The sequence below is a fragment of the Acinetobacter guillouiae genome (assembly GCF_002370525.2).
GTDB classification, from domain to species: domain Bacteria; phylum Pseudomonadota; class Gammaproteobacteria; order Pseudomonadales; family Moraxellaceae; genus Acinetobacter; species Acinetobacter guillouiae.
On sequence record NZ_AP014630.1, the window covers coordinates 2,895,460 to 2,919,449 of the forward strand.

General features: G+C 42.4%; 11 protein-coding genes. 2 read left to right on the top strand and 9 right to left on the bottom strand.

The genetic code is table 11. The features are described 5' to 3' along the window. Positions 1-45: 45 nt before the first annotated feature. From pstB to AS4_RS13475, 4 genes are all read right to left on the bottom strand, one after another. Positions 46-957, bottom strand: a complete 912-nt coding sequence (gene pstB / locus AS4_RS13460; RefSeq protein WP_004719228.1) for a phosphate ABC transporter ATP-binding protein PstB — start codon at positions 955-957, stop codon at positions 46-48. A 17-nt stretch (positions 958-974) separates the two neighbouring features. Next, on the bottom strand, positions 975-2,369 hold the full coding sequence (gene pstA, locus AS4_RS13465) for a phosphate ABC transporter permease PstA (RefSeq protein ID WP_096734462.1): 1,395 nt from the start codon (positions 2,367-2,369) through the stop codon (positions 975-977). Next, a complete protein-coding gene (gene pstC / locus AS4_RS13470) occupies positions 2,366-3,745 on the bottom strand; it encodes a phosphate ABC transporter permease subunit PstC (RefSeq protein ID WP_096734463.1) in 1,380 nt (459 codons plus the stop codon). The genes pstA and pstC overlap by 4 nt, the downstream gene beginning before the upstream one ends. Before the next feature lie 103 nt (positions 3,746-3,848). Next, positions 3,849-4,856, bottom strand: coding sequence for a substrate-binding domain-containing protein (locus tag AS4_RS13475; RefSeq protein ID WP_096734464.1), 1,008 nt, complete (start codon positions 4,854-4,856; stop codon positions 3,849-3,851). 858 nt (positions 4,857-5,714) lie between these two features. On the opposite strand from AS4_RS13475, the gene AS4_RS13485 reads away from it, so the two are divergent. Together AS4_RS13485 and AS4_RS13490 are read left to right on the top strand one after the other, a co-directional pair. Further along, complete coding sequence (locus AS4_RS13485) at positions 5,715-6,767, top strand: Rieske 2Fe-2S domain-containing protein (protein WP_096734466.1); 1,053 nt, start codon at positions 5,715-5,717, stop codon at positions 6,765-6,767. Positions 6,768-6,966: 199 nt separating this feature from the next. Beyond that, a complete protein-coding gene (locus AS4_RS13490) occupies positions 6,967-7,632 on the top strand; it encodes an O-methyltransferase (protein WP_096734467.1) in 666 nt (221 codons plus the stop codon). 380 nt (positions 7,633-8,012) lie between these two features. Here the strand turns inward: AS4_RS13490 and AS4_RS13495 are convergent, their stop codons facing one another. The 5 genes from AS4_RS13495 to AS4_RS22045 all read right to left on the bottom strand — a co-directional run bounded on the left by AS4_RS13495 (position 8,013) and on the right by AS4_RS22045 (position 23,566). Continuing rightward, a complete protein-coding gene (locus AS4_RS13495) occupies positions 8,013-8,855 on the bottom strand; it encodes a universal stress protein (RefSeq protein ID WP_004719212.1) in 843 nt (280 codons plus the stop codon). Between the two features lie 128 nt (positions 8,856-8,983). Beyond that, positions 8,984-9,601, bottom strand: a complete 618-nt coding sequence (locus tag AS4_RS13500) for an acyltransferase (RefSeq protein ID WP_096734469.1) — start codon at positions 9,599-9,601, stop codon at positions 8,984-8,986. After that, entirely contained in the window at positions 9,594-10,190 is a 597-nt protein-coding gene (locus tag AS4_RS13505) for an IMPACT family protein (protein ID WP_096735531.1), read from the bottom strand. Before AS4_RS13505 ends, AS4_RS13500 begins: the two co-directional genes overlap by 8 nt. A 114-nt stretch (positions 10,191-10,304) precedes the next feature. Then, positions 10,305-12,371 (bottom strand): type I secretion C-terminal target domain-containing protein, encoded by a 2,067-nt coding sequence (locus tag AS4_RS22040; protein WP_227548075.1) that lies wholly within the window; start codon positions 12,369-12,371, stop codon positions 10,305-10,307. After that, the gene (locus AS4_RS22045; RefSeq protein ID WP_227548076.1) at positions 12,320-23,566 is read right to left on the bottom strand and encodes a SwmB domain-containing protein; all 11,247 of its coding nucleotides are present in this window, start codon (positions 23,564-23,566) and stop codon (positions 12,320-12,322) included. Before AS4_RS22045 ends, AS4_RS22040 begins: the two co-directional genes overlap by 52 nt. Between the last annotated feature and the right edge of the window lie 424 nt (positions 23,567-23,990).

Here is a 23,990-nt window from a genome sequence, read left to right on the forward strand (position 1 = left end):
GGCCCTTTAATTTCACATCTAAACTTGACTTAATCAGTACTCGATTTAACCGAAACGGCCGGTAATATAAGCTTCAGTCAATTGGTGATCTGGTTGAGTAAAGACTTTCTCTGTAGAGTTAACTTCGATTAAGTCACCTAAATGGAAGTATGCTGTACGATCAGAAACACGCGCTGCTTGTTGCATGGAGTGGGTTACAATTGCGATTGTATATTGCGTAGAAAGCTCAGAGATTAACTCCTCAACTTTTGCTGTTGCAATTGGATCGAGTGCAGAACATGGTTCATCCATTAAAATCACTTCAGGGCTTACCGCAATCGTACGTGCAATACACAAACGTTGTTGCTGACCACCTGAAAGACCTGTACCTGGCTGACTTAAACGATCTTTAACTTCATCCCACAAACCTGCTTTACGCAAGCTATTTTCAACAATCTCTTCTAAATCATACTTATCTTTGGCTAAACCATGCAGTTTAGGCCCATAAGCAACATTATCAAAAATTGATTTAGGGAACGGGTTTGGTTTTTGAAATACCATTCCAACTTGAGCACGAAGCAACACAACATCTAGATTTGGATCATAAATGTCTTGGTTGTCTAAGCGCACTTTACCTGTTACACGGCAAGTATCAATCGTATCATTCATACGGTTCAAGGTACGTAGAAATGTTGATTTACCACAACCTGATGGTCCAATAAATGCAATTACTTCATTTTCATAAACTTGAAGATCAATACCCTTAATCGCTTCTGCGTCACCATAGTAAACATGCACGTCTTCAGCACTAAGTTTCACAGTTGTATTTTTTTCTTTCTTCGGTGTCGAAGACTCAAACTGGGAGACAAAAGAAGTGCTTGCTTGCTTTTGCTTACTATCAGTCGATGTAAATTGAGATTGTTCAGAATTCACGGTTGTATCCTGTCTTAAGGAATTTTTAGTTTCTACAGTATTCATCTCTATTCTGCCCTCTTTTACCAGCGAACTTCAAATTTCTTACGTAACCAAATTGCAAAGCTGTTTAAACCGACCATAAGTGCCAATAACACAATGATGGCTGCAGCCGTACGCCCTTCGAAGAAGTTACGTAATTCATTACCTTGCCATAAGTAAACTTGAACAGGTAAAGCCGTAGATTGATCTAATGGAGATACTGGAATATTTGCAACGAAAGCGCTCATACCAATTAATAGTAATGGTGCGGTTTCACCCAATGCATGAGCAATACCAATAATCGCACCTGTCATAATCCCCGGTAGAGCCAAAGGCAATACATGGTGGAATACTGTTTGTAAACGAGAAGCACCAATACCTAACGCCGCTTGGCGAATTGATGGTGGTACTGCTTTCAATGAAGCACGTGTGGTAATAATCACTGTAGGCAAAGTCATTAAACTTAAGACCAAACCACCAACCAAAGGTGCGGATATAGGTAAATGCATCCAACCAATAAAGATGGCAGCACCCAATAAACCAAATACAATTGATGGAACTGCTGCAAGGTTATTGATATTGACTTCAATGATGTCAGTAATAAAGTTTTTCGGTGCAAACTCTTCTAGATAAATCGCACTTGCTACACCCAATGGAATAGAAATCGCAATCACAATTAACATCATGAACAATGAACCCATAAATGCACCAGCCAAACCTGCTGTTGCTGGTGAGCTGCGTGAATCTGGGTTGGTGAACATTTGCGTGTTAAAAGTACGGTTAATAATCCCTTTCGCAGCCAAGTCATCAGAAAGTTTACGTACTTCTGGACTAAGTTGTTGCTGCTCATCAGGCAATGAACGATCGATATGACCAGCCAACCACACATCAATATTGGCATCAGCAAGGAAATTAAGTTCTACCGTTTTACCAATCAATGCTGGGTCTTTAAATACCATATCACGGATACGATATGCTTCTGAACTGGTGTAAATACTTGACAGATCATCACGACGACTTTCGAGTGCAGGGTCTTTTACAATGATTGCATTTACAATCAATGCATCCCAATCGACCATACCCATTTTAGTTTGCCAGTCGACATAACGCTCTTGAAATACAGCAGGAGATTCGCCCACTTTTTGTGTTGGTTTTGGTCCAGCATCAATCATACTTGGATCAAAATACACAGGTACAGTCATACTTGCTTGCCAAAATGCTGGCAACCCTTTGTATAAGATACTTCCAAATAAAATTGCAACAAATGCCAAACCAATAATCACTGCTGAAAAGCCAGCAAAACGGAAGGTCTTTTCTTTACGATGACGTTTTGACAATGAGCTGGCGATTCTAGCTTTACGTTTCTCTCGCAACTCAGCGGCAGCTTGAGGATCAAATACATTTTGATCCACAGGAGATGTATTTGATGTACTCATTCGTATTGCTCACGATATTTACGCACAATATAAAGTGCGACAATGTTTAAACACAATGTAATGGTAAATAAAGTTAAACCCAGTGCAAACGCAACCAATGCCTGCGGACTTGCAAAGTCTGTATCGCCTGTTAATTGTTTTACAATCGTTACAGTGACTGTTGAGACAGCTTCTAGTGGATTGATATGTAACAGTGGACTATTACCAGCAGCGAGTACCACAATCATGGTTTCACCGACTGCGCGAGATACTGCAAGTAAGAATGCACCCGTAATACCTGGTAAGGCCGCTGGAAGAACCACTTGACGAATAGTTTCAGATTTGGTCGCACCTAAACCTAAAGAACCATCACGTAAGGCACGTGGCACTTGAGTGATAATGTCATCTGACAAAGAAGATACAAATGGGATAATCATAATACCCATTGCAAAACCTGCTGTTAAAGCACTGGTCGCATTAACTTCAATGCCAATAGAGTCGCCAATAGATTTGAAGATTGGACCAATCACCATCATGGCAAAAACACCATAAACAATGGTTGGAATACCCGCCAAAACTTCAATTGTTGGCTTTGCCCATGAACGGAATCGAGGTGATGCATATTCAGCAAGATAAATTGCAATCATTAAACCCAGTGGAACAGCAACCAGTAGTGCAATACCACTGACCATGAGTGTTCCCCACAGTAATGGTAATAAACCATAACTTCCTTCAGCATTACCTGAAGTACTAAAGCCAGGATTCCACTCTGTACCAAAGAAGAAGTCGATTGGACTGACAAACTGGAAAAAGTGCATCGCTTCACTGAACATCGACATCACAATACCCACAGTCGTGAGGATCGCAACACCTGAACACAGGATCAAAACAACGTTAATGGTTTTTTCAACTTCGTTACGTGCACGAAATTGTTGACTAATTCTTTTTCTTGCCCAAATCAATCCAAGGATCGCAGCACACGTTACTACAGCAAACTTTGCAAACGAGCCAATTCTTTCAAATTTTGAGAGTTGTTCTGCAGCTGCAACCTCATAAGCTGCTGGCGTATCTGTCACACCAAAGCCAGAGGCAATTGCTTTAATACGATCCACCAGTACATCTACCCCAGCTGTATCTAGCGTTGAAGCAATATTTGCTGGAACATTTTTTAAAATTAGATGTTGTAAAACACTTGGTTCTACCAAGTTCCAAACTATCAAAATTAAAAAAGCTGGAATTCCACACCACAACGCCACCAAAGAGCCATAATAGCCAGGACGTGAATGTAAAATTGCAGTGTTATTTCCCTTACCTGCTAGGCTTCGGCTTTTTCGTAGCCCGATTTGATATGCGATAGCGATTAAAGCCAATAACACGCCAATGAGTAGCAGATTCATGTATTCTCCACCGTTTTTTCAATTTTAATGATTTGAAAAAACTCTACTTAGCAAGGAAAGCCGATGGTAGTCACCCACCATCAGCTCCATTATTGCGGTTTTATTATTTACCAGCTTTAAAACCAGCCAATACTTTTGCACGTTCAGCGTCAGACAATGAAATCAAACCAGCTTTGTCTAGCTTAGAACCTTTACCAGATACTTTCTTGTTAAGGAAGTATTCAGTATATTCTTTTAAGCCTTTGATTGACTGTAAATGCTCACCTTTCACATAGAAGTATAAAGGACGAGATACAGGGTAAGTACCATTTAGTACAGTTTGCTCAGAAGGAACAACGTTGTTCACTGTCGCAACACGTAATTTATCTTTGTTTTGGTCATAGAAACCTAAGCCAAATACACCTACCGCACTTGGAGATGTTTTTAAACGTGCTAGAGTTTCAGTATAATCACCAGCAATTTCAATTACTTTACCGTCTTTACGGAAGTTAGAGCATGCTTTTTTCTGTGCATCTTTGTCTAACTTTTTGAAGTAATCGTAAGTTTCGCAACCCGCTTCAACCATTTTCTCTTGGAACACTTCACGTGTACCGTGGTTAGAAGCTGGAACAACTAAAGTAATTGGCTCATTTGGAAGCGATTTATCAATTTGGTTCCAACGTGTATATGGGTTTGGTACCAATTTACCATTTGATGGTAATTCAGCTGCTAGGGCTGCAAATACGTGTTGTGGACGTAATTTATAAGCTGCTTTGCTTGCATTCGAAGCAAAAACGATGCCGTCATAACCGATTTTTATTTCTTGGACTTTATTTACGCCAGCTTTTTTACACGCTGCGATTTCAGTATCTTTAATTTTACGTGAAGCATTTGCGATATCAATTGTGTTATCGCCTACACCTGAACAGAACTGTTTAAGACCAGCTGAACTACCGCCTGAGCCAACTACAGGTGCTTTAAATTGAGGGAAAGTATTACCAAATTCTTCAGCAACAATACTCGCATAAGGAAGTACAGTAGAAGAACCAGCGATTTGGATGGTATCACGAGCGTTTGCTGCTACTGCTGCCCCTGAAACTGCTAATGCAAGTGCGATGTGATTAATGCGCATTCTTTTCTCTCTTAAATAAACTGCTATTTTGAAGTACACCACTTCTTGTTGTGTCGTACTTTTCGGATAACTGCATTTTGATTTTAAAATATGACAAATAAGTTACAGCTTTATGACGCTTTTATGATATTTGATAATTCACATTTGATTTTATTAAAAATCTTTTAAATTCAATATGTAAACAACTGTGTTCTATTTTTTAAATTTGAGGATATTACAATTCAAATTGTAATATTTCATGTGTATGTCACAAAAGCTGTATTAAGGTTTACCCATTTCAAGCGACACTCTATGTCGTGATAGCCTTATTTTCTTATCTAAAACCCCTTAAAATAAATAAAAAAGAGCAATTTAAATGATCAGATTAAATCGTAAAGAATGGCATGAAACTTTTCTAAAAATGGTAGCCTCAGCCAGCATGATCACGTTTATTATCTATATGAGTTGTTGGATTATTTACTTTTTATTGGCACAAATTAGCCAATACAATCTGATCCAAAATATTGTCATTAGTTTTAGCTTCATCAGTTTATTTATATTAACCATGCAAACCTTACGTTCAATGTATCAGGTCTACTATTTGCCTTTAATGAATAGTTGCAGGTTAAATTATCAAAAAATTATTTTCTTTTGCAGCAGTTTCTCAATTGCACTTATTGTAGTCAGCTCATTTTTATTAAATTTTGGAAAAATGTTAAAAGATTATTACAGCTAAGCAGATATAAATGATCGCCGCTGCGCATGCCTACTATGCAATCAAGTGTTCTATTTTTCTTAATCATTCCACACAATAATTGAAATTTCAAAGAACACAGCATTGTTTTATATTCAAATGAGCATTCCCTAAAAGATTTGAATATGAATAGCAAAACACTGAACAGCTTTAACCCAGACCTCCCCGTTCATATGAGTTTCTCCGAACATGACTGGCAGCTCTTAGCCCAATATTGGTATCCAATTGCATTAGCAAGAGATATTACTGAGCAACCACTCGGAACCATGTTGCTGGATATGCCATTGGTCATTTATAAAATAGATACTGAAATCATTGTTGCCAAAGATGCCTGCCCACATCGCGGTGTTCCTTTAAGCATCGGAACAAATGATGGTCAAGGTATCGTTTGCCGTTATCATGGTTTACGCTTTGGTGAAAATGGAAAATGTAATCGTATACCAGCACACCCGAATCATAAAATTTCGGACCGTTTCCACCTAAAAACCTATGCTGCTGTTGAACGTTATGGATTAATCTGGTGTTCACTTTTAGCAAAAAAACAGGATATAGCCAATATTCCAAACATGCCGCATTGGGATGAGACCACGTACCAACAACTGGTTTGTCCTCAAGTCGATTTAAAATGCTTTGCTGGTCGACAATTGGAAGGCTTTATCGATGTTGCCCATTTTGCATGGGTACACCCAGAAACTTTTGGTGACCCAGAAAATACTGAAGTGCCTGATTACACCACGCAAGAAACAGAGTATGGTTTTAGTGCTGATTATATCAGTGATGTAGGTCGTTACCCAATTGGTCTAGATCAATTAGGACAAGCGGATTTTCAATGGTTACGCCATTTTGAAATTCATTTGCCTTTTACCGCAACATTAACCATTCATTTCCCCAATCAAGCGAAACAGGTCATTATGAATGCTGCCTCGCCCATAACAGCACGTAGTACTCGATTATTTGCCCCCATTTGTCGTAACTATGATCAAGATTTACCAATAGAAGATGCTTATGAATACAACCTTAAAATCTTTGAAGAAGACCGTTTGATCGTTGAGACACAAAAACCAGAATATCTACCTTTAGATTTATCCATTGAGGCGCACTTCCCTGCTGACCGCAGTTCAAGTATGTATCGCCGTTTATTAAGAAAAGTTGGATTTAGCCCATTATTCGCCGCATAAATCAGTTTCATATCCATATTTTATAGAAGTCGATCAGGCTTCTTTAAAACAATAAAAGCTGAATTTCTCGCTATATGTGTTTATGATTTTTCAAGTTGATTAAATTTAACTCAAAAGTTTCTATTAAAATTGCACTCTTCGATTAAAAGATTAAAATGCACATTACATAAATGAAGTGACTCCAATTAGGTGGTATAACATGCAACAAATGTGGTCAGACATCGATGCCTATATCGAATCACATTTAATTCCTGAAGATCCAATCCTCATACAAACATTAAAAAACACTGAGAATAAAGGATTTCCAGACCACCTTGCTGTTGCCGCAAATCAGGGCATGTTATTGCAAATGTTGATTCAAATGAACAAATGCAAACGTGTTTTAGAATTAGGTACTTTTGCAGCTTATAGCACCATGTGGTTAGCCCGTGCGCTACCTGAAGATGGCTATATTTTAACAATTGAAGGTCGTGAAACGCATGCTGCTTTAGGTCAAGAAAATATAGATCAGGCCAAGCTCAAACAAACTGTTGAATTAAAATGTGGTCGTGCAGCTGATATTTTAAAAGCGTTACCTGAAGCTACAGAACCTTTTGACTTTATTTTTGTCGATGCTGATAAACAAAGCTATCCTGAATATTTAGAATTAAGCTTAAACCTGTCGCACTCAGGTACAGTGATTGTTTTGGACAACGTGATTCGTGCTGGTGACATTCTTGACCCAGACAATGTGAAACCAAGTATTGAAGGGATCCGTGACATGTATAAAGCCATGCAAAACCATCCTAAAATTCTGTCATGCACAGCTTTGCAAACTGTAGGTAGCAAAGGACATGATGGTTTTGCTATTGCGATAGTAAAATAAAGCATGCTGATTTAATTTTTAAAGCTGCTATTTAGATAGCAGTTTTTTATGGCTAAAATTTTAACAAGTCCATCGTAGCTTCAATCATTCTCTTAGAGTTATCCCCTGAACTTGTTTGTAGAATTGTGGATAACTCAATAATGCTTTAATAAACCTATGAAAATAAAATACTTTTTATCGTCGATTAATTTTCAACCAGTTAAATTCATGGTTCATGAAAAAGTGCTTGCATTTCAAAATGCAATATTTTTATCAAATTTTTTAATCAAAAAAAATGCCACAAATCATATTATTTGTGGCATTTCATCTCTTCTGTTTGATCGGTCATTTGACTGAATCTCGATTGCTCAATCGCGTTGTCTTTTATCTTCAAATCAAACTTATTTTGCAACCAACAATGGAACTGCAGCGTTTCTGAAAATAGTGGTCGTTACACTACCCAAAAAGAATTGATGAATTTTACTATGACTAAATGCACCTAGAACAATCAATTGAATTTGATGCTGATCTTGATAATCCAAAATATTTTCAGCAACATCACCATAACGGTACTCTACCACCACATCTAAACCTGCATCTTTTAAACGTTGCGCAGGCTCATTGAGAATTTCAGGATGATCACCGACATAAAGTAAATGGCATTGTAAAAGTTTAAGCAAATCACTTTTTTCAACACGTTTTAGCATTTTTTGACATGTTTCTGAAAGCTCATAAGCAAAAATAAACCGTGTAGGTGGTTTAAATGTTTGTCCAACAGTTAATACGGTACTTTTGGTTCCACGAATAAAGTTTTCAACATTACTGCCCAGTATTTTATTCTTCTCAGCTGAACGCTCACCTACTCGACCGATGACAGCGATATCATCTTCTGTCAATTCATTGAAGCTTTGTTCGAGAAAATCACCTTTGGCTTGAATTTGAATTGGTGTGATATTGTATTTTTCTTGAATCATTTCAGAAATATGCTTGAGTAAATTGTTACTGTAATCCAGTGCTAACTCACTTTGCTTTTGTTCAAGTTCAGCCAGCTCTTTAAGTAACATCGCATTACTTTCAAAGCCAATTACCCCACTAATTTCCCCTAAATGATAACTTGCAGGGTAATAATCCAATACTTGCAATAAAACCAGTTCACGACCAGTTTTTTGAGCAATCCATGCGGCTGCTTCTGCCAATGCATTGATGCACGGAGAAGAGTCAATACAAGCCACTACTCTGTTCATTTTAACCTCGCTTTAGCTTTACAGCTTTGGGTCTATATTATTTTAAATTAGCATAAGTTTTTATAAGTTTGGACAACTTTATGTAATTAATTCCATAATTTAATTATGTATTTGTACAAACTGTGCGTTCATTCACGATAACGAATAAAACGCGCTGGGTTCCCTGCCACAATTTCTCGTTCAGCTACATTTTTAGTGACCATACTATTCATTCCAATCACCGCATGTGAAGCAATTTTTACACCATCTTTCACACCAACATGCGCGCCCAACCAAACATCCTGACCAATTTCAATACCTTTGGAAGTCACAGCTTGTTGATAAACAGGAATATTCAAATCCATCCCATGATCAAAAGCATAAAGATGACAATAGGCGGCTATACGAACTTGATCATGCAATTTAATACCGACTTTACCCCCATCCAAAATACAATGATGGTTGATCGCGACTTCATTACCAATCTCTAACGGTCCATGCAAGGTACAATCCGCTGCAATAAAAGTATTATCCCCAATGACAATTTTCCGACCAGGCTCAGCAAAAATATGCGCCAATGGTGAAATAAAACAATTTTGACCTATTTCAACAGTTTCCATTGCCATCAAATACGCTTGATACTGCTGCTGCCACTGCTCCGCCCAAACTCGATTTTTCGGTTTAAGTGAATAATACAGCCACGGCATATAATTTAAGCGATGCTTATGTTGTTCACGATATTTCAATAATGGGTCTTGTTCAATCATCAACGTCTTCCAACAATTTAAGTTGCTCACGCCCACGCGTTACATCTTGAATTTTTAACTTAAGTGGATCAATTTGATCTATTTGTAATAATGCCTCAACTTCAACCCCATCAGCAGTATATTGTTCTGTATATTCAATACCTTGGGTATTTAATTCATACTGAAAAATTGACCATTCGCTGAATTGGCATTGAAAATAAATTTTCTTCTTTTCAATCAGTTCTATTTTTTCAGCCAAAAGCAAACATTGCCCTGCACAGCCACCATAGGCACGAACTAAACCACCTGTACCCAACTTGATGCCACCATACCAGCGATTGACCAATACAATTGCATTGGTTAAATCATTTCCCTCAATGGTCGCAAGGATCGGGCGACCTGCTGTACCTGAAGGTTCACCATCGTCATTAAAACGAACATTATGACCTATTTTCCATGCCCAGCATTGATGTGTTGTTGTTAGATCTAAATGTTTTTCCAGAAACATTTTAACTTGCTGTTCATTTTCAACAGGCGCTGCAATGGCTTGAAATCGACTCTTTTTAATATCTTCCTCAAAAATCGTTTCGGATACAAGTGTATAAACCATCATGAAAATAAAACATTCAAACTCAATATATTGCCATTATAACGTGCTTTTAAAATACATTGGACAATAAAAAACCCTAAGCGAACTTAGGGTTTTTTCTATTCACTCACTAAATTACAGGACAAGCTGATGATTTTGAAGCAAGAGTTTCAAGATATCATCTTCAGTTTTACCGTTAAATGCAGCACCTGATTGCGCCAAATTATCCAATTGGAGTAGATCCGTTTTTCCGGTGTATGTAGTTCCAGCACCGTCACGATCTAGGGTGAGTGTGACATTATTACCATCAACTCTTACACCGAGATAGTTTTTCAAATAGTTTGCCGATGCTGTTAAATCAGCTGTGATATTTGCACTGTTAAAACCAATCAGTAAATCAGAAATATCAATGATGTCTGCATTCGTATCAGTGTTCACATTTCCAGAATGGAAGTCTGTCCAATGATCAACACCATTTCCACCACTTGCACTTGCACTTTCTAATACATGATATACAAGTACATCTGAACCAGCATGACCTGTAAAGGTATCATTCAGTTCACCGCTAATCAGTGTATTACGTAGAGCATCACCAGTCGTTATTGCATCAACAGTTACTGTAAGAGATGCTATATGATCTTGACCAAAAACAGAGAGTTTGTAATCGAATACTTCTTGACGACCAATTACGCCTGCACTCGGTGTATACACATAGCTTCCATCACTTTTAACAAACAGACTGCCATATTCACCTTGTACAGTTACGCCGTTATATCCCACTTCAACAAAGTGGCCACTCCCCGTATCAATACTGAATTTTGCATAAGATGGATTATAAGTATCATCTGTCAACATGTTGCCAATAATTGGAGCTGCGGTTACTGGGCCAATTTCATTATAGTGAGTAATATCTTGCGCTAGGCTCACTGTAGCAGTAAATCCAAGACCTGTATTACCTGATGCAGATGCTTCGATTGTATATTTACCTGGCGGTAAATTATCAATATCTACAGTCAATGAACTTCCTAGTGCATTGAGTAAAGGCGTACCTGTTTTTGTACCGACAATTACACCACTTGCATTCTTGATTGTTAAAACAAAGGTTGGCAATACTGAAATTGAAAGTGCTGGCACATTAACTTTAATTTGTACTTTTGCAGTATCAGTATTCGCAATATCAAATGTTGTCGCAGTATAAGTACCACTACCACCTAAACCAAATATACCAGCTGTAACATTAAATGTACCTTGATTGGCTGCACTTACTGTTTGCACTACATTCGTTACAGCACCAATAGCGACATGCTCTGCATTGTCTAGAATGATTGGGGCTGGAAGAGAAACATCATTTTGAGGATTTGTATTATCCCAAACCACGCCAGAGTTATCACCATCGATACGGATATTCAAATGTGCAGAGGCTTCACTACCATTAAAGTCCCTGATCGTATAGGTAAATGTATCTACCTTACCAATATCAGCAGGATTACCATTACTTACATATTTATAATGTCCGTTTGGAGAAATATAAAGTGTTCCGTAAGCACCAACTAAAACTGTGTTTGCACCTGATAATGTGACTGCTGGATCCCCCACTTCATTGGCCACTTTAGTGACAAATGTTGTTGTATTTACTTCGTCTGCACCATCCACACTTGTAATTACATTTCCTTCTATGGTACTTGAACCTAAATATTTATTGGTTTGGTCTTGCATGGTTAGTTCAACACCACCAAATAACTGGGCAGATGCTGTCGAATCCAATAAATTCAAGATTTGTTGTAATAAACCAGAATCTGTTGGTTTCTCTTGCAGTGCGATGGTATAAACGCCTGGTGGCAAATTATCTAAATTAATCTGACCAGAATAATTAAAGATAATGCCTAACAATCCAGGTGGAGTTAGCTTTACAGCATCTTCCACGATGAAGTGTTCTTTTTGTATTACACCATTTTCATCCACATATTGACGTTCAAGTACAGCATTGAAAAACTTATCTGCCGTGCCTAATAAAGCACCAATAAGACCGCCTATCGCAGCACTTACAACACTACCGCTTACATTGACATGAATACTTGACGTGCTGTTTTCTTCAACTTCAAAATTAAATGGTACGGTATTTCCTAAAGAGATATTTAATCCAAGTAAATTTACGCCCAATAATTGTGAAGCTCTGCCATGTACACCAACATCATCACCCACGGATTCATGATAATTTTAACAGTTGCAAGGTCATCATGAGCAACAACCTGATCAACATGATCTGGTGGTGTTAATTCACCTGGGTCTGCTGGCGTTCCTGCAATATTAATAATGATTTGAGCTGTGTCAGATGTTGTTCCATTCGACAGCTTATAATCAAATATTTCAGTTTTTCCAAGAGCTGCTTCTCCGGCTGTCACCGTATAGGTAAAGGCTCCTGTTAGAGTATTAATTTCAAGGCTTCCATACTCTCCTTGAATCGTAACAGTACCTGATGTAACAGACGTACCATCTATTTCAATGATCGAACCACCACTGACTACATCTTGTCCATTGCCATTATCAGCAAAAACATTGCCTGTTAATGCATAGTTAGCAAAAACTTCTTCAGTTCCCGTTACGCTAATATTTGTTTTTTCATAAATCGTTAATAAGTTTGATAATAGAGGAGCAACCGCAGCATTAACAATATAATCAATTACTCCAATTGGTAATACATCTAGTAACTGGTTCACTACACTTGAAAGTGGTAAACCGATTGTATTAACAGGGATTAAGATTGTATTGACTAAAGCGAGAATTGGAGCACCCAATACTGGGCCAAGTACTGCATTAATTGCTACTCCGATAGCTGCTGCATTTGAAGCCCCCAGAATTTCTCCTTCGCCTCCAAGATCACTAATAGCAACATCTTTGAGTAAAGTCGTTAGAGCACTATCATCTGCTTTAACTGCAACTGTATAATTACCTTCAGGTAAATTAGTGAAATCAAGTTTAATTGAGTCGTTACTATTCACGACACCAATGATTCCAATACCACCAACTGTGACAATTCCACCTTGGCTACTACCACGTGCAACCTCCACTGGTCCATTGGCAGTTTGCTGATAAATAACAATCTGAACAGCCTCACCGACCGAAATCAGGTCTTGTTGCGAAACTGTGACCGAAATATTACCAGTCGTTGCCTTACCTGCACTTCCTGTCGTTTGTGGAATTGAGAAATCTAGACCAGTAGCATTATTCCCTAAGAGATCAACAACTGCGATATCTGAACCCGCAACTTCTGTACGGTTTACACGAACTTCTTGACCTAGATTTAATGCAAACTCATCATTTACAGCATTAAGTGGCGGAAGAACAACTGAACCATTGTCTACCGCTGTTGCTGGAAGCGTTGCCGCATCATTGCCGGCTGCATCTTGGATCGCATTTGGATCATTAGCCGTGGTTGGATCGGTATAACCCACCGTCACCGCTTGACCTAAAGTCACTGGTGCACCCAAGGTTAACACCACGTTATTGCCCACCACCGCAACACCCGTTACAGGGACAAGCTGACCATCTGTAGTCACTGCAAAGTCGCCTGCAACTGGTGGATGTAATGGATCAAGCGCTTCATTATAGGTCAGGGTCAATGTAGTCCCTGATAGATCCACTGTGGCACTGACAAATGTAGGCGCTGTAGTATCGCCACCAGGAATAATCGAACCATTGTCTACCGCTGTTGCTGGAAGCGTTGCCGCATCATTGCCAGCTGCATCTTGAATCGCATTTGGATCATTAGCCGTGGTTGGATCGGTATAACCCACCGTCACCGCTTGACCTAAAGTCACTGGTGCACCCAAGGTTAACACCACGTTATTGCCCACCACCGCAACACCTGTTACAGGGACAAGCTGACCATCTGCAGTCACTGCGAAGTCGCCTGCAACTGGTGGATGTAATGGATCAAGCGCTTCATTATAGGTCAGGGTCAATGTAGTCCCTGATAGATCCACTGTCGCACTGACAAATGTAGGCGCTGTAGTATCGCCACCAGGAATAATCGAACCATTGTCTACCGCTGTTGCTGGAAGCGTTGCCGCATCATTGCCAGCTGCATCTTGAATCGCATTTGGATCATTAGCCGTGGTTGGATCGGTATAACCCACCGTCACCGCTTGACCTAAAGTCACTGGTGCGCCCAAGGTTAACACCACGTTATTGCCCACCACCGCAACACCCGTTACAGGGACAAGCTGACCATCTGCAGTCACTGCGAAGTCGCCTGCAACTGGTGGATGTAATGGATCAAGCGCTTCATTATAGGTCAGGGTCAATGTAGTCCCTGATAGATCCACTGTCGCACTGACAAATGTAGGCGCTGTAGTATCGCCACCAGGAATAATCGAACCATTGTCTACCGCTGTTGCTGGCAAGCTTGCCGCATCATTGCCAGCTGCATCTTGAATCGCATTTGGATCATTAGCCGTGGTTGGATCGGTATAACCCACCGTCACCGCTTGACCTAAAGTCACTGGTGCGCCCAAGGTTAACACCACGTTATTGCCCACCACCGCAACACCCGTTACAGGGACAAGCTGACCATCTGCAGTCACTGCGAAGTCGCCTGCAACTGGTGGATGTAATGGATCAAGCGCTTCATTATAGGTCAGGGTCAATGTAGTCCCTGATAGATCCACTGTCGCACTGACAAATGTAGGCGCTGTAGTATCGCCACCAGGAATAATCGAACCATTGTCTACCGCTGTTGCTGGCAAGCTTGCCGCATCATTGCCAGCTGCATCTTGAATCGCATTTGGATCATTAGCCGTGGTTGGATCGGTATAACCCACCGTCACCGCTTGACCTAAAGTCACTGGTGCGCCCAAGGTTAACACCACGTTATTGCCCACCACCGCAACACCCGTTACAGGGACAAGCTGACCATCTGCAGTCACTGCGAAGTCGCCTGCAACTGGTGGATGTAATGGATCAAGCGCTTCATTATAGGTCAGGGTCAATGTAGTCCCTGATAGATCCACTGTCGCACTGACAAATGTAGGTGCTGTGGTATCTCCACCTGGAATAATCGAACCATTGTCTACCGCTGTTGCTGGCAAGCTTGCTGCATCATTGCCTGCTGCATCTTGAATCGCATTTGGATCATTAGCCGTGGTTGGATCGGTATAACCCACCGTCACCGCTTGACCTAAAGTCACTGGTGCACCCAAGGTTAACACCACGTTATTGCCCACCACCGCAACACCTGTTACAGGGACAAGCTGACCATCTGCAGTCACTGCAAAGTCGCCTGCAACTGGTGGATGTAATGGATCAAGCGCTTCATTATAGGTCAGGGTCAATGTAGTCCCTGATAGATCCACTGTGGCACTGACAAATGTAGGCGCTGTAGTATCGCCACCTGGAATAATCGAACCATTGTCTACCGCTGTTGCTGGCAAGCTTGCCGCATCATTGCCAGCTGCATCTTGAATCGCATTTGGATCATTAGCCGTGGTTGGATCGGTATAACCCACCGTCACCGCTTGACCTAAAGTCACTGGTGCGCCCAAGGTTAACACCACGTTATTGCCCACCACCGCAACACCCGTTACAGGGACAAGCTGACCATCTGCAGTCACTGCAAAGTCGCCTGCAACTGGTGGATGTAATGGATCAAGCGCTTCATTATAGGTCAGGGTCAATGTAGTCCCTGATAGATCCACTGTCGCACTGACAAATGTAGGCGCTGTAGTATCGCCACCAGGAATAATCGAACCATTGTCAACCGCTGTTGCTGGCAAGCTTGCCGCATCATTGCCAGCTGCATCTTGAATCGCATTTGGATCATTAGCCGTGGTTGGATCGGTATAACCCACCGTCACCGCTTGACCTAAAGTCACTGGTGCGCCCAAGGTTAACACCACGTTATTGCCCACCACCGCAACACCCGTTACAGGGACAAGCTGACCATCTGCAGTCACTGCGAAGTCGCCTGCAACTGGTGGATGTAATGGATCAAGCGCTTCATTATAGGTCAGGGTCAATGTAGTCCCTGATAGATCCACTGTCGCACTGACAAATGTAGGCGCTGTAGTATCGCCACCAGGAATAATCGAACCATTGTCTACCGCTGTTGCTGGCAAGCTTGCCGCATCATTGCCAGCTGCATCTTGAATCGCATTTGGATCATTAGCCGTGGTTGGATCGGTATAACCCACCGTCACCGCTTGACCTAAAGTCACTGGTGCGCCCAAGGTTAACACCACGTTATTGCCCACCACCGCAACACCCGTTACAGGGACAAGCTGACCATCTGCAGTCACTGCGAAGTCGCCTGCAACTGGTGGATGTAATGGATCAAGCGCTTCATTATAGGTCAGGGTCAATGTAGTCCCTGATAGATCCACTGTGGCACTGACAAATGTAGGCGCTGTAGTATCGCCACCTGGAATAATCGAACCATTGTCTACCGCTGTTGCTGGAAGCGTTGCCGCATCATTGCCTGCTGCATCTTGGATCGCATTTGGATCATTAGCCGTGGTTGGATCGGTATAACCCACCGTCACCGCTTGACCTAAAGTCACTGGTGCGCCCAAGGTTAACACCACGTTATTGCCCACCACCGCAACACCCGTTACAGGGACAAGCTGACCATCTGCAGTCACTGCGAAGTCGCCTGCAACTGGTGGATGTAATGGATCAAGCGCTTCATTATAGGTCAGGGTCAATGTAGTCCCTGATAGATCCACTGTGGCGCTGACAAATGTAGGTGCTGTGGTATCTCCACCTGGAATAATCGAACCATTGTCTACCGCTGTTGCTGGAAGCGTTGCCGCATCATTGCCTGCTGCATCTTGGATCGCATTTGGATCATTAGCCGTGGTTGGATCGGTATAACCCACCGTCACCGCTTGACCTAAAGTCACTGGTGCACCCAAGGTTAACACCACGTTATTGCCCACCACCGCAACACCTGTTACAGGGACAAGCTGACCATCTGCAGTCACTGCAAAGTCGCCTGCAACTGGTGGATGTAATGGATCAAGCGCTTCATTATAGGTCAGGGTCAATGTAGTCCCTGATAGATCCACTGTGGCACTGACAAATGTAGGTGCTGTGGTATCACCACCAGGAATAATCGAACCATTGTCTACCGCTGTTGCTGGAAGCGTTGCCGCATCATTGCCAGCTGCATCTTGAATCGCATTTGGATCATTAGCCGTGGTTGGATCGGTATAACCCACCGTCACCGCTTGACCTAAAGTCACTGGTGCGCCCAAGGTTAACACCACGTTATTGCCCACCACCGCAACACCTGTTACAGGGACAAGCTGACCATCTGCAGTCACTGCGAAGTCGCCTGCAACTGGTGGATGTAATGGATCAAGCGCTTCATTATAGGTCAGGGTCAATGTAGTCCCTGATAGATCCACTGTGGCACTGACAAATGTAGGTGCTGTGGTATCTCCACCTGGAATAATCGAACCATTGTCTACCGCTGTTGCTGGCAAGCTTGCCGCATCATTGCCAGCTGCATCTTGAATCGCATTTGGATCATTAGCCGTGGTTGGATCGGTATAACCCACCGTCACCGCTTGACCTAAAGTCACTGGTGCGCCCAAGGTTAACACCACGTTATTGCCCACCACCGCAACACCCGTTACAGGGACAAGCTGACCATCTGCAGTCACTGCGAAGTCGCCTGCAACTGGTGGATGTAATGGATCAAGCGCTTCATTATAGGTCAGGGTCAATGTAGTCCCTGATAGATCCACTGTGGCACTGACAAATGTAGGTGCTGTGGTATCTCCACCTGGAATAATCGAACCATTGTCTACCGCTGTTGCTGGCAAGCTTGCTGCATCATTGCCTGCTGCATCTTGAATCGCATTTGGATCATTAGCCGTGGTTGGATCGGTATAACCCACCGTCACCGCTTGACCTAAAGTCACTGGTGCACCCAAGGTTAACACCACGTTATTGCCCACCACCGCAACACCTGTTACAGGGACAAGCTGACCATCTGCAGTCACTGCAAAGTCGCCTGCAACTGGTGGATGTAATGGATCAAGCGCTTCATTATAGGTCAGGGTCAATGTAGTCCCTGATAGATCCACTGTGGCACTGACAAATGTAGGCGCTGTAGTATCGCCACCTGGAATAATCGAACCATTGTCTACCGCTGTTGCTGGAAGCGTTGCCGCATCATTGCCAGCTGCATCTTGGATCGCATTTGGATCATTAGCCGTGGTTGGATCGGTATAACCCACCGTCACCGCTTGACCTAAAGTCACTGGTGCACCCAAGGTTAACACCACGTTATTGCCCACCACCACAACACCCGTTACAGGGACAAGCTGACCATCTGCAGTCACTGCAAAGTCGCCTGCAACTGGTGGATGTAATGGATCAAGCGCTTCATTATAGGTCAGGGTCAATGTAGTCCCCGATAGATCCACTGTGGCACTGACAAATGTAGGCGCTGTAGTATCTCCACCTGGAATAATCGAACCATTGTCTACCGCTGTCGGTGGAAGTGTTGCTGCATCATTGCCTGCTGCATCTTGGATCGCATTTGGATCATTAGCCGTGGTTGGATCGGTATAACCCACCGTCACCGCTTGACCTAAAGTCACTGGTGCACCCAAGGTTAACACCACGTTATTGCCCACCACCGCAACACCCGTTACAGGGACAAGCTGACCATCTGCAGTCACTGCAAAGTCGCCTGCAACTGGTGGATGTAATGGATCAAGCGCTTCATTATAGGTCAGGGTCAATGTAGTCCCTGATAGATCCACTGTCGCGCTGACAAATGTAGGCGCTGTAGTATCTCCACCTGGAATAATCGAACCATTGTCTACCGCTGTTGCTGGAAGCGTTGCCGCATCATTGCCTGCTGCATCTTGAATCGCATTTGGATCATTAGCCGTGGTTGGATCGGTATAACCCACAGTTACCGCTTGACCTAAAGTCACTGGTGCACCCAAGGTTAACACCACGTTATTGCCCACCACCGCAACACCCGTTACAGGGACAAGCTGACCATCTGCAGTCACTGCAAAGTCGCCTGCAACCGGTGGATGTAATGGATCAAGCGCTTCATTATAGGTCAGGGTCAATGTAGTCCCCGATAGATCCACTGTCGCGCTGACAAATGTAGGCGCTGTAGTATCGCCACCAGGAATAATCGAACCATTGTCTACCGCTGTTGCTGGTAGGGTTGCCGCATCATTGCCAGCTGCATCTTGGATCGCATTTGGATCATTAGCCGTGGTTGGATCGGTATAACCCACCGTCACCGCTTGACCTAAAGTCACTGGTGCACCCAAGGTTAACACCACGTTATTGCCCACCACCGCAACACCTGTTACAGGGACAAGCTGACCATCCGCAGTCACTGCAAAGTCGCCTGCAACTGGTGGATGTAATGGATCAAGCGCTTCATTATAGGTCAGGGTCAATGTAGTCCCCGATAGATCCACTGTGGCACTGACAAATGTAGGCGCTGTAGTATCTCCACCTGGAATAATCGAACCATTGTCTACCGCTGTTGCTGGAAGCGTTGCCGCATCATTGCCTGCTGCATCTTGAATCGCATTTGGATCATTAGCCGTGGTTGGATCGGTATAACCCACCGTCACCGCTTGACCTAAAGTCACTGGTGCACCCAAGGTTAACACCACGTTATTGCCCACCACCGCAACACCTGTTACAGGGACAAGCTGACCATCTGCAGTCACTGCAAAGTCGCCTGCAACTGGTGGATGTAATGGATCAAGCGCTTCATTATAGGTCAGGGTCAATGTAGTCCCTGATAGATCCACTGTGGCACTGACAAAGGTCGGTGCTGTGGTATCGCCACCTGGAATAATCGAACCATTGTCTACCGCTGTTGCTGGAAGCGTTGCCGCATCATTGCCTGCTGCATCTTGAATCGCATTTGGATCATTAGCCGTGGTTGGATCGGTATAACCCACAGTTACCGCTTGACCTAAAGTCACTGGTGCACCCAAGGTTAACACCACGTTATTGCCCACCACCGCAACACCCGTTACAGGGACAAGCTGACCATCTGCAGTCACTGCAAAGTCGCCTGCAACCGGTGGATGTAATGGATCAAGCGCTTCATTATAGGTCAGGGTCAATGTAGTCCCCGATAGATCCACTGTCGCGCTGACAAATGTAGGCGCTGTAGTATCGCCACCAGGAATAATCGAACCATTGTCTACCGCTGTTGCTGGTAGGGTTGCCGCATCATTGCCAGCTGCATCTTGGATCGCATTTGGATCATTACCCGTGGTTGGATCGGTATAACCCACCGTCACCGCTTGACCTAAAGTCACTGGTGCACCCAAGGTTAACACCACGTTATTGCCCACCACCGCAACACCTGTTACAGGGACAAGCTGACCATCTGCAGTCACTGCAAAGTCGCCTGCAACTGGTGGATGTAATGGATCAAGCGCTTCATTATAGGTCAGGGTCAATGTAGTCCCTGATAGATCCACTGTCGCGCTGACAAATGTAGGCGCTGTAGTATCTCCACCTGGAATAATCGAACCATTGTCTACCGCTGTTGCTGGAAGCGTTGCCGCATCATTGCCTGCTGCATCTTGAATCGCATTTGGATCATTAGCCGTGGTTGGATCGGTATAACCCACCGTCACCGCTTGACCTAAAGTCACTGGTGCACCCAAGGTTAACACCACGTTATTGCCCACCACCGCAACACCTGTTACAGGGACAAGCTGACCATCTGCAGTCACTGCAAAGTCGCCTGCAACTGGTGGATGTAATGGATCAAGCGCTTCATTATAGGTCAGGGTCAATGTAGTCCCTGATAGATCCACTGTCGCGCTGACAAATGTAGGCGCTGTAGTATCTCCACCTGGAATAATCGAACCATTGTCTACCGCTGTTGCTGGCAAGCTTGCTGCATCATTGCCAGCTGCATCTTGGATCGCATTTGGATCATTAGCCGTGGTTGGATCGGTATAACCCACCGTCACCGCTTGACCTGCTGTGACTGGTGCGCCCAAGGTCAACACCACACTAGAGCCATTCACGGTAACACCTGTTACAGGTACCACCTGACCATCTGCGGTTACCACGAAACTGTTTAATGGTGGTAAGTTTGCTGAGTCTAGCGCTTCACTATAGGTCAAGGTAAGCGATGTACCTGCTGTATCTAACGTTGCACTGACAAAGGTCGGCGCTGTGGTATCTCCACCAGGCACAGTTGAACCATTGTCAACCGCTGTAGCTGGAAGTGTTGCTGCATCATTGCCAGCTGCATCTTGAATCGCATTTGGATCATTGCCCGTGGTTGGATCGGTATAACCCACCGTCACCGCTTGACCTGCTGTGACTGGTGCGCCCAAGGTCAACACCACACTAGAGCCATTCACGGTAACACCTGTTACAGGTACCACCTGACCATCTGCGGTTACCACGAAACTGTTTAATGGTGGTAAGTTTGCTGAGTCTAGCGCTTCACTATAGGTCAAGGTAAGCGATGTACCTGCTGTATCTAACGTTGCACTGACAAAGGTCGGCGCTGTGGTATCTCCACCAGGCACAGTTGAACCATTGTCAACCGCTGTAGCTGGAAGTGTTGCTGCATCATTGCCTGCAGTATCTTGAATCGCATTTGGATCATTGCCCGTGGTTGGATCGGTATAACCCACCGTCACCGCTTGACCTGCTGTGACTGGTGCGCCCAAGGTCAACACCACACTAGAGCCATTCACGGTAACACCTGTTACAGGTACCACCTGACCATCTGCGGTTACCACGAAACTGTTTAATGGTGGTAAGTTTGCTGAGTCTAGTGCTTCACTATAGGTCAAGGTAAGCGATGTACCTGCTGTATCTAACGTTGCACTGACAAAGGTCGGCGCTGTGGTATCTCCACCAGGCACAGTTGAACCATTGTCAACCGCTGTAGCTGGAAGTGTTGCTGCATCATTGCCTGCAGTATCTTGAATCGCATTTGGATCATTGCCCGTGGTTGGGTCGGTATAACCCACCGTCACCGCTTGACCCGCTGTGACTGGTGCGCCCAAGGTCAACACCACACTAGAGCCATTCACTGTAACACCTGTTACAGGGACAAGCTGACCATCTGCAGTCACTGCAAAGTCGCCTGCAACTGGTGGATGTAATGGATCAAGCGCTTCACTGTAGGTAAGGGTTAGTTGTGTTCCCGTGCTATCCAAATGCGAAGATTGGAATTGTGGATTTGTGACATCACCTGCTGTAACTTCTATCGCTTTTGGATTACCAGCACCATCTGTCACTGTGACCGTAACTTTTTCACCATCTGTAAGTGGGCGAGTTAACTGAATATTATCAACAGTATTATTACCTGTAATTGTACCCGTACCAATTACATTACCATTTCCGTCTGTGATTTTAACTTGACCTGTTTCATTTGACGTAACTTGAATATGGGTCGCATCTTGAATTGTAGTACTAATATTTGGCGGTGTTACATCACCTACTGTAATTACTTTTTCTGTTTGATTACCTGCTGCATCAATAACATCAACAATAATCTTACTGCCGTCAGTTAAAGGCGTATTTAAATCAACTATTAATTTTCCATCAGGACCAATTACACCCTCAGCAATTATTTGTCCTGCTTCATTTTTAATTATAACTTTACTACCAGGTTCATTTGAATTGACCTGAATAGTATCATTATCAATAATATTTATTTCGACTTCAGGTTTTGTAACATCACCTACATTTATTGTTTCAGTTGTTTTATTCCCTGCATTATCCGTTGCTGTAATAGTAATTTTTTCATTATCAACCAAAGGTCTTGTTAAATTAATTTCAAGCGCACCTGCTTGATTTAGTTGTCCTGATCCAATTGTTTTACCACTCGCATCGACTATTGTAATTTTACTTGCTTCGTCTGCAGTGATTTTAATTTTCTGATTATCTAAAATATCATAGCTTAGTTTTGGTCCTGTTTTATCACCACTTCCTGAATGGCTTGAACCACCACTTCCCCCAGATGCTGCTGCAATTCCGATCGCCCCAGCTGCAGCTGCAACCCATGCCCATGCAGGTACAGCACTATGATGGCCAACTAAATACTCTTGAAAATCGGTAATCCCTAAATAATCAATTTTAGTTACAGTGCCAGTTGCATCAAATTCAAGAAAATTAAGTAAATAATGCTTTCCATCTGCAGTTTCTATTGTAAATTCTTTTGGTTTTTCACCAATAAAGAAATCATCAATAACAACTTTTTCTCCATTTTTTAAATAAACCTCCAAATTATTATTAACTTTTACAATCTTGGCTATTTCTGCGCTATCAAGATTTACTTTATACACTGAGTAGTGTTTATTAACTAAATCTTGAGTGAGAACCTTAGCTGTTCCTTTTTCATAAATAGTGATGTTTTTCATAATATTTTTTCCGTCTTATAATTTACTGTTATGCAAAAAAGATAAATAAGTGAGATAAATTTCACAAGTGTATATTTTTAATATTAAAATCACATATACATATAAAAAACAGTGCTTGTCTATAATGGCTAAATGATTGATCTTTTTCAAAACCATTACTTTGTGATGTAATTATCATTTAATTAAAATCTTACTTGTTTATTTTACTAATTTATTACGATTAAATTTAATTATCGCTTTATATTCATTACTACCATTATCAATGATCACTTTTATAAATTTATTTAAATTTTATTAATAGTCTTACCCTTTTAAAACGAAAAATTATATTATCCCCATACTATTCATAGCGCTTAAAAATAATAAATTCCCATTTAATTTTTATGGGTATTATAGAAACTTAAGAATTTAGCTTAGATTAAAT

What these genes read in the sequence shown, in the direction of transcription:
- pstC (WP_096734463.1), bottom strand. Translation starts at nt 3,745, where the DNA reads ATGAATCTGCTACTCATTGGCGTGTTATTGGCTTTAATCGCTATCGCA.
- AS4_RS13495 (WP_004719212.1), bottom strand. Translation starts at nt 8,855, where the DNA reads ATGAACAGAGTAGTGGCTTGTATTGACTCTTCTCCGTGCATCAATGCA.
- AS4_RS13500 (WP_096734469.1), bottom strand. Translation starts at nt 9,601, where the DNA reads ATGATTGAACAAGACCCATTATTGAAATATCGTGAACAACATAAGCAT.
- pstA (WP_096734462.1), bottom strand. Translation starts at nt 2,369, where the DNA reads ATGAGTACATCAAATACATCTCCTGTGGATCAAAATGTATTTGATCCT.
- AS4_RS13505 (WP_096735531.1), bottom strand. Translation starts at nt 10,190, where the DNA reads ATGGTTTATACACTTGTATCCGAAACGATTTTTGAGGAAGATATTAAA.
- AS4_RS13490 (WP_096734467.1), top strand. Translation starts at nt 6,967, where the DNA reads ATGCAACAAATGTGGTCAGACATCGATGCCTATATCGAATCACATTTA.
- pstB (WP_004719228.1), bottom strand. Translation starts at nt 957, where the DNA reads ATGAATACTGTAGAAACTAAAAATTCCTTAAGACAGGATACAACCGTG.
- AS4_RS22045 (WP_227548076.1), bottom strand. Translation starts at nt 23,566, where the DNA reads ATGAAAAACATCACTATTTATGAAAAAGGAACAGCTAAGGTTCTCACT.
- AS4_RS13475 (WP_096734464.1), bottom strand. Translation starts at nt 4,856, where the DNA reads ATGCGCATTAATCACATCGCACTTGCATTAGCAGTTTCAGGGGCAGCA.
- AS4_RS13485 (WP_096734466.1), top strand. Translation starts at nt 5,715, where the DNA reads ATGAATAGCAAAACACTGAACAGCTTTAACCCAGACCTCCCCGTTCAT.